The organism is Pedobacter sp. A2324, assembly GCF_059693705.1.
Genome location: NZ_JCASSK010000001.1, coordinates 691,786 through 706,930, shown reverse-complemented (window position 1 = coordinate 706,930; position 15,145 = coordinate 691,786). Strand labels below are relative to the sequence as shown.

The following is a 15,145-nucleotide window of genomic DNA, read 5'->3' as shown; positions in this document are numbered from 1 at the left end:
GTGTTTTAGTTTTTAGTCTTTATGGTTTCGTCTTTCAATTCAGTGGCAGAAAAACCATTACCCCTCAGGTTATACTGGTAAGTTTTGGTGATGCTTTTAGTTGAATCTGCAGGATCCTTCACCGGAAACGACCGGAACAGATCGCCGTTTTTAATAAAAAAATTATCGCTTCCTTTATATCCTTTTTTCTGGCTCGAGCTCAGCGAAGGGAAACTTATTTTGTTGAAGCCCCCTCCTGCATATTCAAATACGTTCAGGTCGGCCATCGTTTTTTTATTTATTAACCGGATGTATAGCTCCGGGTTCCCGTCGTTGTCGAGATCCATATTCCAGGCATCACTGATCACCCCTTTTCGCTCTACAGCCACAGATTTGTAATTGCTTTTAATTGAATCCGACATCAGTATCTGGTATCCACCTACAGAATCTACCCCTTTGCCCCAGCTCACAATCTCAAAATTTTGTCCGGGTTTTACTTCAATATCTTTATAGTACTTAAAAGGATTTTTTTGTACTACTTTCACTTCCGCTTTCACTTCTGCTAGTTTATCTTCGTTGCATGCAAAACAAAACAGCATCCCTGCCATAAGCATAAGATGCTGTAATTTATTTCTTGGAATGATCATTTTGTTTGGGCGTATTTGTTTGTCCCAAAATAATGATTTTAACTATTTAAAGCAATTTATTTTACTTCTTAGCTTCAGGTTTAACATCTGCTGCTCCGTTATTCAGAATGGTTTCAGTTGTTACACTTCTCCTTCCACTTGGTGCAATCACAATGGTTTTCAGCACTCTTTTCTCTCCTTGAGGAACGCTGACTTTAACAGGAGCTGTGTAGAGGAATGCGTTTTCTGAAGGGCGTGAAGCATCCAGAGAATAATAAATTTTTCCACCTTTAACTGGTACCTTCAGGTCGATAGTAAACTCGCCACCATTTAATGTTTTGTCGCTTTGTCCGATTGGTGTTGGCACCCAAAGATTAATATTCATTTTATCTAAACGGGCCAGATGTACAGGCAAACGTTCTTCAGAGAAATTCTTGATGTCTTTACGTTCTAGAGGGCTCCAGGCAATTTCAGCAAGTGCCAGTATGCGTGGGAAAGCATGATTCTCTGCCTTCTCAGGGGTTTTAATGTATTCTGTCCACATATTGGCCTGCACACCTTTAATGTATTTGCGTTGATCGGGGGTGAGTACCTGAGGTACCGGATCGTAAGCGTAAATCTTCTGGTAAGGCGCATAACCACCGATAGTTAGGGGTTCATCAGGAGAGTTGGATTGTTTATGATCGATATACAAGCCCATTGAACCTGGTGTCATGATTACATCGTGATTTTGTTGGGCTGCAGCGATACCACCGGCTTCACCTCTCCAGCTCATTACTGTAGCGTTCGGTGCCAAACCACCCTCTAAAATCTCATCCCATCCGATAATGGATCGTCCTTTTCCATTTACATGTTTCTCAATGGTTTGAATGAAATAGCTTTGTAGTTCATGCTCGTCTTTCAATCCTTTTTCTTTCATCAAAGCCTGGCAGAAAGGTGATTCTTTCCAATAGGTTTTCGGAGCCTCATCACCACCGATGTGAATATATTTTGAAGGGAAAATAGCGATAACTTCGTCCAGAATATTGTTTAACATGGTGAAGGTATTTTCAGATGGCACGAAGATATCATCGAACACACCCCAGGTTTGCTGTACCTGCTTACCTTTTCTGCTGCCTGCCCATGGCGTTTTATCGCTTACAAAAGTATCACGATCAGGAAAACAACTCAATTCAGGGTAGGCTGCAATGGCTGCCGATGCATGGCCCGGAAGTTCAATTTCAGGGATAACCGTAATGTAACGGTCTGCTGCATATTTAACGATTTCTTTTGCCTGCTCCTGCGTATAAAAACCTTTAACTTCTGTTAGGTAATTTCCATTACCCGGATAATTACCAATAATTGAACCATTTCTTGAGGAACCAACCGTGGTTAATTTTGGATATTTTTTTATTTCCAGACGCCATCCCTGATCATCGGTTAAGTGCCAGTGAAAGGTATTAATTTTATAGTAGGCCAGCTGGTCGATATATTTTTTTATGAAAGAGATCGGGAAGAAATGGCGGCAAACATCAAGCATGGTTCCACGGTAGCCGAAACGGGGATAATCATTAATGGTTACTGCAGGTATGGTAATTTTATCTGCTACTTTATCAGGCATCATTTGCATAGCCGACTGAACGCCATAAAAAAGTCCTGCGCCTTTACCGGTAATCACAAACTGATTTGCCGTAACTTTAATAGTGTAGCCTTCAGCAGGCAATTTATCGGCTCCAAACGAGGTCAATACAATAGTTTTCTGACCAGGATCAGTTACCTTCGCGTCTCTGAGTGCGAAACCGGCTTTTGTTACGATAAAGGCATTTAGTAAATCAGCCATTTTGGTGCCATCAATACTTTGATTAACCAAAACAGTTGTTTTATCTAATGTAAAGTTTCCGCTAGCCCGGGTTATGGATACTGGTGCCGGAATAATCCCCAGATTGGGATCGCCCTGCGCAAAGGCACTGGTACTGATTAACACTCCAATAAAAATCGATAATGCTTTGTTCATGATTGGTTTTATTATTAGGTTTTGTTTTAAACAACCAAGATATAGAATATGTGAAGATATTAAAGAGCACATTTTTGTTACAAAACCTATCAAACGCCTGTTCACAGCACGCAAAGGCATTTCCCGTCTCTTGTAGTGCACAAAAAGTATTGTTTAAATCAAACACCAATGCAAAGATCATACAATTGAACAAAAAAAAGGAGAAACCATTTCTGATTTCTCCTTTTGACTTTTTAAGGCGCTAAGATTAAGCTTCTACCGGATGCTCTTTTGCGGCCAGGTATCTTTCGGCATCTAAAGCAGCCATACAACCAGAACCAGCAGCAGTCACTGCCTGACGGTAATACATGTCCTGAACATCACCACAGGCAAATACGCCTTCAATATTGGTTAAGCTTGAACCTGGTTTGGTTAACAGATAACCCGTTTCATCCATGTCCAGCTGACCTTTAAAAATATCAGTATTTGGTTTATGACCAATGGCCACGAAGAAACCCTCTACCGGAATTTCGGAAGTGATGTTCGTTTTATTATCCAGTACCTTAACGGCAGTTACGTTTTTTCCATTGCCCAGGATTTCCTGTGTTTCAGTATTGTAATGTACAACGATGTTTGGAGTAGCCAACACGCGGCTTACCATGGCTTTTGAAGCCCTGAACTCATCACGGCGAACCAATAAGTGAACTGTTTTACAAAGTTTAGCCAGATAGGTAGCCTCCTCTGCAGCAGTATCACCAGCACCTACAATGGCAACGTCTTGTCCTTTGAAGAAAAACCCATCGCATACGGCACAGGCAGAAACACCAAATCCATTGTAAAGTTGCTCGCTAGGCAAGCCCAGCCATTTTGCAGTGGCTCCTGTAGCAATAATCACAGTATCGGCAGTAATGGTTTTAATTTCATCAACCACAACTTTATGCGGTGCAGCAGAAAAATCTACCGAACTCACATAACCAAAACGGATATCAGTTCCAAAACGCTCAGCTTGTTTACGGAAGTCTTCCATCATTTCAGGACCCATAATTCCCTGAGGATAACCAGGAAAATTTTCTACGTCGGTAGTTTGCGTTAACTGGCCACCAGCTTGCATACCGGTATACATGATTGGTTTTAAATCAGCTCTTGCTGCATAAATGGCAGCGGTATATCCTGCAGGACCAGAACCTATGATTAAACACTGTACGTGTTCGTTTTCTTGTGACATTATATTGTGTGTTTGAAATTCATTAATTATGGCTCAAATTTAGTGGATTAAACGATTGTTAACAAGAGTACATTGTCAATATAGTTTACTTATTAGCAAGTGAGGCCATAGCGAAGGAAGCTTATGTTTGTATCATTCCGACATTGAACTTTCTGGTAACCGGAGATTGATTGGCAGCTTCAATTCCCATGGAAATTACTTTACGGGTTTCCAGAGGATCGATGATACCGTCGACCCAGAGTCTTGAAGCAGCATAATATGGGGTAGTCTGGCTATTATATTTATCTGTAATTTCTTTTAATAGTTCTGCCTCTTTCTCTGCGGAAATCTCCTCTCCCTTCGATTTCAACGAAGCTTCCTGAATTTGGAGTAAAGTTTTGGCAGCCTGTGCACCCCCCATCACGGCAATTTTTGCTGTAGGCCAGGCATAAATCAAACGTGGATCGTAGGCCTTTCCACACATGGCATAGTTGCCTGCTCCATAAGAATTACCCATTACGATGGTAAATTTGGGCACCACAGAATTGGCTACGGCATTCACCATTTTAGCGCCGTCTTTGATGATTCCGCCATGTTCGGAACGACTTCCGACCATAAAACCCGTTACGTCCTGGAGAAATACCAGCGGAATTTTCTTCTGATTACAGTTCATAATGAACCGCGCTGCCTTATCGGCGCTATCCGAATAGATGACGCCACCAAACTGCATTTCCCCTTTTTTGGATTTCACCACTGTTCGCTGATTGGCCACAATGCCTACTGCCCAGCCATCTATACGCCCTAAGCCGCAAACAATGCTTTGTCCATAGCCCTGCTTATATTCTTCAAATTCCGAACCATCAATCAGGCGGTTAATCACCTCCATTACTTCGTAAGGTTTATCTCTGCTATCGGGTATAATGCCATAAAGCTCTTCTTCATTGTGTTTGGGCTTTAGCGATTTAATCCGATCGAATCCGGCAACTTGTGGCGATCCGAGCATGCTCATGATGTTGCGGATGCTATCGAGACATGCCTGGTCATTGGGATGCTTATAGTCGGTGACTCCTGATATTTCGCAATGGGTAGTTGCACCCCCTAACGTTTCGTTATCTACATCCTCGCCAATGGCAGATTTAACCAGGTAAGAGCCGGCTAGGAACACCGAGCCCGTTTTATCCACAATCATGGCTTCATCGCTCATAATTGGCAGGTAGGCGCCACCCGCAACACAGGCCCCCATGATGGCGGAGATCTGAACAATCCCTTCAGCCGACATGATGGCATTGTTTCGAAACATTCTTCCAAAGTGTTCTTTGTCGGGAAAAATCTCATCCTGCATGGGCAGGTAAACACCGGCACTGTCCACCAGATAGATGACAGGCAACCGGTTTTCCATCGCTATTTCCTGCGCACGAAGATTCTTTTTGGCAGTCATAGGAAACCAGGCCCCTGCTTTCACGGTAGCATCATTGGCGACAATCATACACTGCCGGCCACTTACGTAGCCAATACCACAAACCACACCAGCAGAGGGACAACCACCCTGCTCGGCATACATTCCGTCGGCGGTGAAAGCCCCTACCTCCAGAAAGTTTGAATCCTTATCGATCAGGTAAGCAATCCGTTCGCGGGCAAGTAGTTTGCCTTTTTCCTTCTGCTTAGCGGCATTTTTTTCGCCACCCCCTTGATAAATCTTTTTCAGCTTAGTTTTTAACTCGTAAACCAATTGCTTATTGACGTCTTCGTTTTTATTGAATTCGATATTCATACAGGCAATTTAGATTTATTTTTAGAAAAACAGTGGTGACCAAATTGGTTTCTGGTATAAAGAGTTCGAAGTTCCGACTTATCTCCTTAGACAATCGGTGAACAAAGGGTAAATAAACTCATTCACAATGATTCTAATCGATCCTTCCATCTGCTATGGACCTGTACCGATATACTGCAATCAACGATCGATCAACAGATAACCTAAAATTTAGTTCCGGTTAAGTATCTGGAACTGTAAAGCATAGACTCCTGCTAAAAGTAATCTTCCTGTGCCGTTTTCGAAAAAAGCTGTGGAGCAAAGTTTACTAAATATAATTCTTTTTTTGCCCTGGTTACCGCAGTATAAAGCCATCTTAGAAAGTCAAGGTCAATCATCTCTTCTGTGAGGTAACCCTGATCTGTAAAAACGGCATCCCATTGACCGCCCTGTGCTTTATGGCAGGTTACTGCATAAGCAAACTTAATCTGCAAAGCATTAAAGAAAGGATCTTGTTTAATGGCAAGCATCCTTTCCCGCTTATTGGAAATATGTTCGTAATCCTGGTTCAGTCCTTCGAAAAGCTTTTTATTCTGGTCATAAGGCAGATTGGCCGATTCCAGGTTCAGGGTATCCAGCATTACTTTGCAGCTGATTTGTCCTGCAGCCGGAAAATCCAGAAACTCCAGGGTGGCATCAGCGAATCGAAAACCATAACGTTCTTCTTCCCTGCGCACCCTGATTACCTTTGCCATATCACCATTGGCAATGAATGCGGTTTCTTCATTTTCGGGGAGCCAAAAATAGTTATTTCTTACAACCATAATCTGATCTCCACCGGTAAGTTCTTCTTCCCGGTACAGCAACCTTGATCTGATTTGCTGATTGTAAATATTGGCAGATTTATTGGAGCGACAAACTACTAGTGTATTTTCAATTCCAAATTTCCGGTAAGCATATTCCAATCCTTCAACCAGCCTGGCACCGGCCATGTTGTAGATATCAGTATAGTTTTTTGTGAGGAATTTAGGTAACGGGTGTTCAGGATTTTTAATGATCTGGTTTCTTAACATGGTTGCATTGGCCAAAATCCCCGATTTCTTTTCCTGGCGGACAACTTCCTTCAATTCTACCGAGGTGATGCTGAGTGAGAACTTATCTTTTAAATATTGCTCATTAAGTGCCGGGCTATCCAGGCTACCTACCGGCGGCAGCTGCGCTGTGTCGCCTACAAAAAGCAGCAAACAATTTTTAGTATTGTACACGAACTCCAGCAGATCCATTAATATTGACGAGCCTGTTTCATTGTATTCATCAGAAATCATAGAAGCCTCATCAATGATAAAGAGCGTATTTTCTGATAAGTTTGGGGCAAGCTGAAACTGCATTTCGGGTGAGGCTGCTGATCTTTTCCTGTAAATCCGTTTATGAATAGTTAAGCCTTTCCTATTGGCATACTGGCTCATTACTTTTGCCGCTCGACCAGTTGGCGCGAGTAGTTCACTTCGTAGATTAAACTTCAGCAATACCTTTACCAATGCTGCCACCGAGGTGGTTTTACCAGTACCGGCATAACCTTTTAATACAAAACAACGGTGCTCGTCTTCATCCTGCAAAAACCTCGACATGCGCTCGCAAAAAAGCAACTGTTCTTTGGTGGGTTTATGTTCGTAAGCATCTGCAATAAGTTGACTTTTATCTGTGTACATCTGTTTTGTTTAAATGCTGGTTACAATAGCAACGTTTCTATTCGGTGCGCCATTACCATATTCTGTTGTTTACTCCAGCTGAAAATGGTGAAGTGACCATCCTGGGAGGCCACCAAACCTATGGCCTGTGGCTGGTCGTTTACAAACTGTGCCACCGAGAAGTGCCTGGTACCACCGAGCTGCCCCGGATAAAGGATTTTATCTTCACCACCAACAATTGGTTCGGAGAACGCGATTTGCTCTACCGTTGGTTTACCTTTTGCCCTGCCGATTTTGGCGCCAAAGGCTACCAATTCAAAATCCTCATTGATGATGGTTGCCCCGTCAACAGCCGTCAATCCGGCAAGGTGCTCAACTTCCCGGCGCAAAGCACCTTGTGAAAAAATCTCTGTTTGATTGCCACTTTGTTTGGCAAGGTTGGCTAGTCCGCAAAACGGTGGTTCAACCAGATACTGGATAGGGTGAATGATGGAATCTTCCCATTTAACATCGCCTTTCGAAACGATAAGCAGTGCCCCGCCTCGTCCGTGGCTGCGCATCGATACCGAGAACTGAATCAATATGTTGATCGGGTCGTTCCAGCTGGCCAGAACTGTTAAATCCAGGAGTGCCTTTAAAATAGGCGGACAATCGCGGTTGGTGCAGGAGGTATCATCAACAATCCTGATCTGTTCTCCCTTTAGCACGGCAACGTTGGTATATTTTCCAATGCCGTAAATCCTTCTGTGTTTAATTACAATGAGTCCGGGTTCAGACACATCTACAACAAAGCAAAAGTTTGGAATGTTTAAAGTGGTTCCCCAGATATAGAGCTCTCCATCTTCTTCCCAAACGCCGAGATGGATTCCTGATCGCTCCACACCAGGCGCAATTTTGGTAAGCGTATTTGCATTCAAGGGCAATGGCCGGGCAAATTTCAAAGGCTTCGAAGTTTGTGAAGGCGGTAAAAACGCGACAGAAATTCGGGGTGAGTGCCCCTCTTCTTTGCGCAGGCTACTCCAAAACGCAACGTCGATGAGTGCTTCAATAGTATGTTTATCGGGTTGAGTGGCCAAATCTACCTCACCTTGTGCCGCTGCATTTGCGTGTAGCTTAATAAAATGTTGCTCAATTTTAGCTGAAACAGTGTTTGCAGCTTTGTAGGTAGGCTTGTAACTCATGTTTCGAATTTAAGCGGATTATTTTAATTTTCAGTTAAGCGAAAGGTTTGATTTTGGTAAAAATCTCCCTCCTACCTCCCGTTTATTTCTTTTGTTAATTTAGAGTGGCGGTTAATTCTTAAAAAACGCTATTTTTGCTTCAATGAGTAACAACAGCCTTTTATTAGTCGATCCGGATTTTAAAGCTGACGCAACAGACAACTGTCATTTATTATTAAAAATAACAAATGACAGCTTTTCTTACGCAGTGCTTAACAAGGATTCGGAAGAGATTAATTTAATTTTTGATAAACAAGGCTGTACTAATCTTGAACAGGATCTGAAAACCGCTTTCGAAACCGATCAGTTCTTATCCGGAAAGTATGTTAAGGTAAAAGCAGCCGTTCATACCTCAAGCTTCATTTTTGTACCTGACGAATCGTTTGACGCCAAAAATATTTCGGTTTATTCTAAGTTTTTGGGAACTGACAAAGAACTGCACACCATACCGAATGCTGAGCTGGGCTTCCACACGATTTATTCATTGAATCAAAAGATAGAAAACACGCTTCCTGAAAATACGGCAATTTATCCGCAATCATCACCGTTACTGGCCCTCCACAAACATATTTCGGAAGATGGTTTGGTGATTGATTTTACCGCCAATTCATTTAATGTATTATTCATAAAAGGTGGAAAAATACATTTCCAGAACCACTACGAATCGGAAAGCCCTGAGGAATTTAATTACTTCTTGTTGCTGATCATAGAGCAGTTGGGCTTATCTGAAATTACGCTGGTATACCTTCAGGGAATTATCAATGAGGATGATGAATATTATAATACGCTTTTGAAATACTTTAATAACCTATATTTCTTTTTACCCGCGGGCACAAAAAACAGCGAGCTATTAGCTGATATGCCAAAACATTATTTCAGCGGATTACTGGCTTTGGATTTATGCGAATAATTGGAGGTACATTAAAAGGCATCCGTTTGCAACCGCCGGCAAATCTGCCGGTCCGCCCTACAACCGATATGGCTAAAGAGGCCCTGTTTAATATCCTGAATAATCGGTTTGATTTTGAAACCTGCACCGTTCTCGATTTATTCTGTGGAACGGGCAACCTGACGTTTGAATTTGCTTCGCGCCAGGCCGAAAAGATTGTAGCGGTTGACCTGGATTATGGTTGTGTGAACTGGGTAAAAACCACTGCACAAAAACACGGGTTCGACCAGATAGAAGTTCGTAAAGGTGATGTTTTTAAATTGCTTAAGCAGATGACTGGCAATTATGACCTGATTTTTGCCGACCCTCCTTATAATATGCCAAACATTCCGCAGATTCCAGTGATGGTGGAAGAGCAGGGCTTACTAAAACCTGATGGATTACTGGTAGTGGAACATCAGAGCAACATGAAACTGAATAGCCAGCCTGGTTACACAGAAACACGTAAGTATGGCAATTCATCATTTAGTTTTTTTGAATACGTTTAATTTTTAACGCAGATCGCTATTGCCGAAACAAATCCGGATACCGGCGAATCTGCAAAATCTTTTTGAGATTTGTTTATATTTGAAATATTCCTAATAACTGATGAAAATAGCGTTATTTCCAGGTTCATTTGATCCGATCACCATTGCACATGTAAATATTCTGCAGCGTGCCACTCCCCTTTTTGATAAAATTATAATTGGTATTGGATTGAACAGTTCGAAGCAAAACTTCCTGACAGCAGAACAGCGCCTGCAGATCTTAGAAACCGTTTTTAAAGGTTACGAGAACATTGGTGTACAAACTTACGAAGGGCTGACTGTCGATTTTTGCAGAAAGATTAACGCTACTTACATGGTGAGGGGTATCCGCTCTGCTGCTGATTTTGAATATGAAAGGGCAATTGCTCAGATTAATCAAACCATGATGCCGGAAGTGGAGACGATACTGCTGTTAAGTAAACCTGAATATTCGGCAATCAGCTCGACCATAGTTCGTGATATTTTGAGAAACCATGGCGACGTAAGTCCTTTTGTACCGCAAGAAGCCCTAAAATTCTTATAAACCGGCCGAAGCATCAGCTAAACGACCGGTTATTATATTGCTTCAGCTATAATATACCTCCAGCCCTTAACACGTCCATAATCGACGGAAAGGTGTTTTTCACCACCGGACCAATGTGATTTTTATCTAACCAAACGGCCTGGTCAATTCCTTCTTCTTTTTGGGGCACCAGTTTGGGCTCACCTTTAACTTTCATCTTATACCAGTTGGTTTTCTTAATCACCATTTTTGAACCGATCGGATATACGTGATAGGTTTTGCAAAGTTTCTCCTCACGCCTGGCTACCTTAATACCACATTCTTCTTCCACTTCGCGAACAGCAGTTTCCTTCATGTTTTCACCCTCTTCGAGTTTTCCTTTAGGTAAATCCCACTTTTTATTTCTGAAAATAAAGAGATAATTACCATTTACACTCTCCACCAGGCCGCCTGCTGCCTTGATAATTTCACAGTTCTTTTTAAGCTTTCTAAAGGTTTCCTGTGGATTCTTAGTGAGAAAAATGTAGCTTTTTTTAGACCCGTTTTTCAATTTTTTGTAAAATGTCTGCAAATCAAAATCCTGAAATTCAAGCTGTTGAATTTTTTCTTTTTGTTCAGGCAAAACATCTGATATAAAGAGGGTGTTATCGTTAATATAAATTCTGTATTTTTGGGCCATGTATAATAAAAGTGATATTGAATTAAAGGTAGCGGAATTTTTATTACAAATAAAGGCAATTAAATTACAACCTAATAATCCTTTTACATGGGCATCTGGTTGGAAGTCGCCAATTTATTGCGATAACCGCATTACCCTTTCCCATCCTCAGGTTAGAACTTACATCCGTCAGAAACTTGCACAAGCCATTCAGGAAGAGTTTGGTTCAGTTGATGTGATTGCTGGAGTTGCTACTGCGGGAATTCCTCAAGGCGTTTTAGTGGCACAGGAATTAGGTTTACCTTTTATTTATGTAAGATCAAAAGCTAAAGAGCATGGCACTGGCAGCTTAATTGAAGGCGAAGTGGTTGAAGGACAACGTGTAGTTGTAATTGAAGACTTAATTTCTACCGGGAAGAGCAGTTTACAAGCGGTAGACGCATTACGTGCAGCAGGCCTATCGGTAGCTGGTTTAGCTGCAATTTTTACATACGGCTTCGAAAAAGCAGATGAGAACTTTTCTGCTGCGAAATGCCGCTATTTAACTTTATCAAATTATGGTGCTTTAATTGATTATGCTGCTGAGCACAGCATCATTGCTAAAAGCGACATGGAACTATTAGGCAAATGGCGTTTAAACCCATCGGAATGGGGTCAGGTAACCAGTTCTGAATCATAAGCCCGACTTTTTAAATCAACCTAACACATATAATGACAATTATTGAGAGCGCTGTAGAAATTAATAAGCCCGTTGCTGAGGTTTATGCTTTCTTATCAAATATGAACAACCATCAGCAACTGATGCCTGAAAATATCTACAACTGGGAATCTACAGAAGACGATTCGCGTTTCACCATTCAAAACATGGCAAAACTGGCAATCAAAATCTCCAGCCGCGTCGAAAACCAGGAGCTAACAGCAATCCCATCTGAAAAAGCACCATTTGATGTTGAACTGAAATGGACGCTTGCCGATAACGGAAATGACACAACGACAGCAAAACATATCATTTCAGCTGATTTAAACATGATGATGAAAATGCTGGCTTCCGGACCATTGCAAAAACTGGTTGATCATCAGACAGAGAAACTAAAAGAAATACTAGGATAGAAGAAAAATTAACGGGTAATGATTTACCGGTTAATAAAACTTCAATATATCAAAGCATCTGCACTTAAGCGGCCGATGCTTTTTTTATGCGTAAAAATATCGTTGATACTTATTTAGCGGCGTTTTATTTTAATACCTTAGTTTTTGATAACCATCGCACTATGAGATTTAATTATATTCAGATTCCAACATTAATATTTACCATTTTTTATTTTTCAAATGCAAATGCGCAATTTTTAACAGCGCTTAAAACGGAATACCTGGTTAATCCTGCCGGGCTGGACACACCCAATCCGCGTTTTACCTGGCAGATGGATGATGAAAGTAATGGGGCGAAACAATCCGCTTACCGCATTCTGGTTGATACCGATTCTGCCTTACTGGTGAAAGAAAAATCGTTGGTGTGGAATTCGGGCTGGTCTAAATCAGATGCCAACCTCACTACTTTTTCGGGTAATCTACTAAAACCTTTTACCAAATACTACTGGCGGGTAGATGTACTCAACGGAAACAAGAAGAAATTTGGTAAAATTGCCAGCTTTGAAACAGGAATGATGAATATGGGCAACTGGCAAGGGGCATGGATTTCCGACAATGAGAATATTAAACTCAAACCTGCCCCCTATTTCAGGAAAACGTTCAGCACGGAAAAAAAAGTTAAGTCGGCAAGAGCATACATTGCGGCAGCAGGACTATATGAACTTTCCATCAATGGAAATAAAATAGGTAATCACCGTATGGACCCCATGTATACTCGTTTCGACAGGAGAACATTGTATGTGACTTATGATGTGACCAATGCAATCAAACAGGGGAAAAATGCCATTGGCGTCCTGCTGGGGAACGGATGGTACAACCACCAGTCAACCGCGGTATGGTATTTTGACAGGGCACCCTGGCGTAACCGTCCGGCATTTTGCCTGGATGTCCGCATTACTTACGAAGACGGTACTATAGAAACCATCAAATCAGGCAAGGACTGGAAAACCGCTTTAAGTCCGATTGCATTTAACAGCATTTATACTGCTGAACATTACGATGCCAGAATGGAAAAGCAGGGATGGAATACAGCAGATTTTGATGACAAAGACTGGAAAGAAGTCATGATCCGTTCAGCCCCATCCAGAAACATTGTAGCCCAGGCGCTACACCCTATCCGTAATGTTGAGGAGATCAGCACGAAAACACTTAAAAAAATAAATGATACCACTTACCTTTTCGATTTAGGAAGAAATATTTCAGGGGTGAGTAAAATCAGTATCGGTGGTCCGAATGGCACTATCGTTCGTTTAAAACATGGAGAACGTTTATATGCAAACGGCAGGCTTGATATTTCAAATATTGATGCCCATTATCGCCCGACGGATAATACCGATCCCTTTCAAACCGATATACTGATATTAAACGGAAAAGGCCGGCAAAGTTTTATGCCGCATTTTAACTATAAAGGATTTCAATATGTGGAAGTAACGACCTCTGTTCCGGTTAAATTGAGAAAAGAAGACCTGGTTGGCTACTTTATGCATAGCGATGTTCCGGTTAGTGGCGATGTCAAGTCATCGGATCCAGTAATCAACAAAATTTATTACGCGACCAATAACTCATACTTATCCAATCTTTTCGGTTACCCTACCGACTGCCCGCAGCGGGAAAAGAATGGCTGGACAGGCGATGCACAAATTGCTATAGAAACAGGCTTGTATGGATTTGATGGTATTACAATTTATGAGAAATGGCTTGCCGATCATCGTGATGAACAACAGCCGAATGGTGTTCTTCCCTCCATTATTCCTACGGATGGCTGGGGATACGAATGGGGCAATGGTCCGGACTGGACCAGTACAATAGCCATTATTCCATGGAACGTTTATTTGTTTTATGGCGACAAGAAACTGCTGGCAGATTGCTATGACAACATCAGAAAATACGTTAACCACATTGATGAAACCTATCCACGTGGCTTAACAACATGGGGACTGGGCGACTGGATACCTGTAAAATCCAAATCTCCTGTAGAACTGACCTCAACTTGCTATTACTATGCGGATGTAGTAATTCTGGCCAAGGCTGCTAGAATTCTGAATAAGGATGAAGATTATAGAAAGTACACCGAGCTGGCAAAAAAAATAAAAGATGCCTTTAATGGCAAATACTTAAACAAGGAGAAAGGCATTTATGGCTCGGGGATCCAGACCGATATGAGTGTTCCGTTATATTGGAAAATTGTACCTCAGGAATCTGTTGCACTGGTTGCTGAAAACCTGGCTAAACGGGTGGAAGCAGATGGCTTTCATCTGGATGTAGGTTTGCTGGGTACTAAAGCAATTTTAAATGCGCTTAGCGAAAATGGTTACAGCAACTGGGCTTACAAAGTTGCCGCGCAGAAAACTTACCCAAGCTGGGGCTGGTGGATGGAAAACGGTGCCACAACCTTGTACGAAAACTGGCCTATTGATGCAAAATCAGATATCTCGATGAACCATATCATGTTTGGAGAGATCGGTGCCTGGTTGTATAAGTCTCCCGGTGGAATCAAACCTGATGAAAAACAACCGGGCTTTAAACATGTAATTCTGGATCCCCATGTAATGGAGGGACTGGATGCTTTCGAGGCCAGCCATATTGGTCCTTATGGAAAAATTATCAGTGGCTGGAAAAAGACTGTAAATGGCGTGAGGTATGAAATTGTAATCCCGCCCAACTCTACAGCAAGTATGGAATTACCTGTTGTTCGCAATATGGAGATCAAGGTGAATGGGAAAACCAGCCCGAATAAAATCGAACTTTCGGCAGGAAAGTATGTAATTGAGCATTTACGGAAATAGTTTTTTTTGGTAAACCCTGCAGAAGATGGAAACTGCGGGGTTTACCTAAATTAATAACGACAAAATTTCAGCACAAAACATTATATATCAGCAATTTAGTCATTAAAAATAGCATCATACCGACAAAATTTCCGA

The 15,145-nt window shown here is 41.7% G+C and carries 13 protein-coding genes; 6 read left to right on the top strand and 7 right to left on the bottom strand.

What is annotated here, in order from left to right:
• Positions 1-5 precede the first annotated feature (5 nt).
• From AC570I_RS03010 to AC570I_RS02985, 6 genes are all read right to left on the bottom strand, one after another.
• Positions 6-626 carry a hypothetical protein gene (locus AC570I_RS03010; protein WP_497404284.1) on the bottom strand — a complete coding sequence of 207 codons (621 nt, stop codon included), beginning with the start codon at positions 624-626 and terminating at the stop codon, positions 6-8.
• A gap of 61 nt (positions 627-687) precedes the next feature.
• Entirely contained in the window at positions 688-2,598 is a 1,911-nt protein-coding gene (locus tag AC570I_RS03005; protein ID WP_497404283.1) for a beta-N-acetylhexosaminidase, read from the bottom strand.
• A gap of 247 nt (positions 2,599-2,845) precedes the next feature.
• On the bottom strand, positions 2,846-3,802 hold the full coding sequence (gene trxB / locus AC570I_RS03000) for a thioredoxin-disulfide reductase (RefSeq protein WP_047797450.1): 957 nt from the start codon (positions 3,800-3,802) through the stop codon (positions 2,846-2,848).
• Positions 3,803-3,923: 121 nt separating this feature from the next.
• The gene (locus tag AC570I_RS02995; protein WP_497404282.1) at positions 3,924-5,552 is read right to left on the bottom strand and encodes an acyl-CoA carboxylase subunit beta; all 1,629 of its coding nucleotides are present in this window, start codon (positions 5,550-5,552) and stop codon (positions 3,924-3,926) included.
• Between the two features lie 254 nt (positions 5,553-5,806).
• Complete coding sequence (locus tag AC570I_RS02990; protein WP_497404281.1) at positions 5,807-7,240, bottom strand: ATP-dependent DNA helicase; 1,434 nt, start codon at positions 7,238-7,240, stop codon at positions 5,807-5,809.
• 20 nt (positions 7,241-7,260) lie between these two features.
• Complete coding sequence (locus AC570I_RS02985; RefSeq protein ID WP_497404280.1) at positions 7,261-8,400, bottom strand: putative sensor domain DACNV-containing protein; 1,140 nt, start codon at positions 8,398-8,400, stop codon at positions 7,261-7,263.
• 142 nt (positions 8,401-8,542) lie between these two features.
• Here AC570I_RS02985 and AC570I_RS02980 point away from each other — a divergent pair, with 142 nt between their 5' ends.
• The 3 genes from AC570I_RS02980 to coaD all read left to right on the top strand — a co-directional run bounded on the left by AC570I_RS02980 (position 8,543) and on the right by coaD (position 10,438).
• The gene (locus tag AC570I_RS02980; RefSeq protein ID WP_497404279.1) at positions 8,543-9,349 is read left to right on the top strand and encodes a DUF3822 family protein; all 807 of its coding nucleotides are present in this window, start codon (positions 8,543-8,545) and stop codon (positions 9,347-9,349) included.
• The gene (gene rsmD, locus AC570I_RS02975) at positions 9,340-9,876 is read left to right on the top strand and encodes a 16S rRNA (guanine(966)-N(2))-methyltransferase RsmD (RefSeq protein ID WP_497404278.1); all 537 of its coding nucleotides are present in this window, start codon (positions 9,340-9,342) and stop codon (positions 9,874-9,876) included. The genes AC570I_RS02980 and rsmD overlap by 10 nt, the downstream gene beginning before the upstream one ends.
• Positions 9,877-9,976: 100 nt before the next feature.
• Positions 9,977-10,438, top strand: coding sequence for a pantetheine-phosphate adenylyltransferase (gene coaD, locus AC570I_RS02970; protein WP_047797455.1), 462 nt, complete (start codon positions 9,977-9,979; stop codon positions 10,436-10,438).
• A gap of 46 nt (positions 10,439-10,484) precedes the next feature.
• Here coaD and AC570I_RS02965 read toward each other — a convergent pair whose 3' ends face one another.
• Positions 10,485-11,096: an NUDIX hydrolase gene (locus AC570I_RS02965; RefSeq protein WP_497404277.1), complete on the bottom strand. Its 612-nt coding sequence runs from the start codon at positions 11,094-11,096 to the stop codon at positions 10,485-10,487.
• Between AC570I_RS02965 and pyrE the strand changes: the two genes are divergently transcribed.
• From pyrE to AC570I_RS02950, 3 genes are all read left to right on the top strand, one after another.
• Positions 11,095-11,754, top strand: a complete 660-nt coding sequence (gene pyrE / locus AC570I_RS02960; RefSeq protein WP_047797457.1) for an orotate phosphoribosyltransferase — start codon at positions 11,095-11,097, stop codon at positions 11,752-11,754. The genes AC570I_RS02965 and pyrE overlap by 2 nt on opposite strands.
• A 32-nt stretch (positions 11,755-11,786) precedes the next feature.
• On the top strand, positions 11,787-12,185 hold the full coding sequence (locus AC570I_RS02955; RefSeq protein ID WP_497404276.1) for an SRPBCC family protein: 399 nt from the start codon (positions 11,787-11,789) through the stop codon (positions 12,183-12,185).
• Between the two features lie 161 nt (positions 12,186-12,346).
• Entirely contained in the window at positions 12,347-15,010 is a 2,664-nt protein-coding gene (locus AC570I_RS02950) for an alpha-L-rhamnosidase (protein ID WP_497404275.1), read from the top strand.
• The last annotated feature ends 135 nt before the right edge of the window (positions 15,011-15,145 follow it).

What these genes read in the sequence shown, in the direction of transcription:
- AC570I_RS02985 (WP_497404280.1), bottom strand. Translation starts at nt 8,400, where the DNA reads ATGAGTTACAAGCCTACCTACAAAGCTGCAAACACTGTTTCAGCTAAA.
- AC570I_RS02965 (WP_497404277.1), bottom strand. Translation starts at nt 11,096, where the DNA reads ATGGCCCAAAAATACAGAATTTATATTAACGATAACACCCTCTTTATA.
- rsmD (WP_497404278.1), top strand. Translation starts at nt 9,340, where the DNA reads ATGCGAATAATTGGAGGTACATTAAAAGGCATCCGTTTGCAACCGCCG.
- AC570I_RS02955 (WP_497404276.1), top strand. Translation starts at nt 11,787, where the DNA reads ATGACAATTATTGAGAGCGCTGTAGAAATTAATAAGCCCGTTGCTGAG.
- coaD (WP_047797455.1), top strand. Translation starts at nt 9,977, where the DNA reads ATGAAAATAGCGTTATTTCCAGGTTCATTTGATCCGATCACCATTGCA.
- AC570I_RS03005 (WP_497404283.1), bottom strand. Translation starts at nt 2,598, where the DNA reads ATGAACAAAGCATTATCGATTTTTATTGGAGTGTTAATCAGTACCAGT.
- AC570I_RS03010 (WP_497404284.1), bottom strand. Translation starts at nt 626, where the DNA reads ATGATCATTCCAAGAAATAAATTACAGCATCTTATGCTTATGGCAGGG.
- AC570I_RS02990 (WP_497404281.1), bottom strand. Translation starts at nt 7,240, where the DNA reads ATGTACACAGATAAAAGTCAACTTATTGCAGATGCTTACGAACATAAA.
- AC570I_RS02995 (WP_497404282.1), bottom strand. Translation starts at nt 5,552, where the DNA reads ATGAATATCGAATTCAATAAAAACGAAGACGTCAATAAGCAATTGGTT.
- trxB (WP_047797450.1), bottom strand. Translation starts at nt 3,802, where the DNA reads ATGTCACAAGAAAACGAACACGTACAGTGTTTAATCATAGGTTCTGGT.
- pyrE (WP_047797457.1), top strand. Translation starts at nt 11,095, where the DNA reads ATGTATAATAAAAGTGATATTGAATTAAAGGTAGCGGAATTTTTATTA.
- AC570I_RS02950 (WP_497404275.1), top strand. Translation starts at nt 12,347, where the DNA reads ATGAGATTTAATTATATTCAGATTCCAACATTAATATTTACCATTTTT.
- AC570I_RS02980 (WP_497404279.1), top strand. Translation starts at nt 8,543, where the DNA reads ATGAGTAACAACAGCCTTTTATTAGTCGATCCGGATTTTAAAGCTGAC.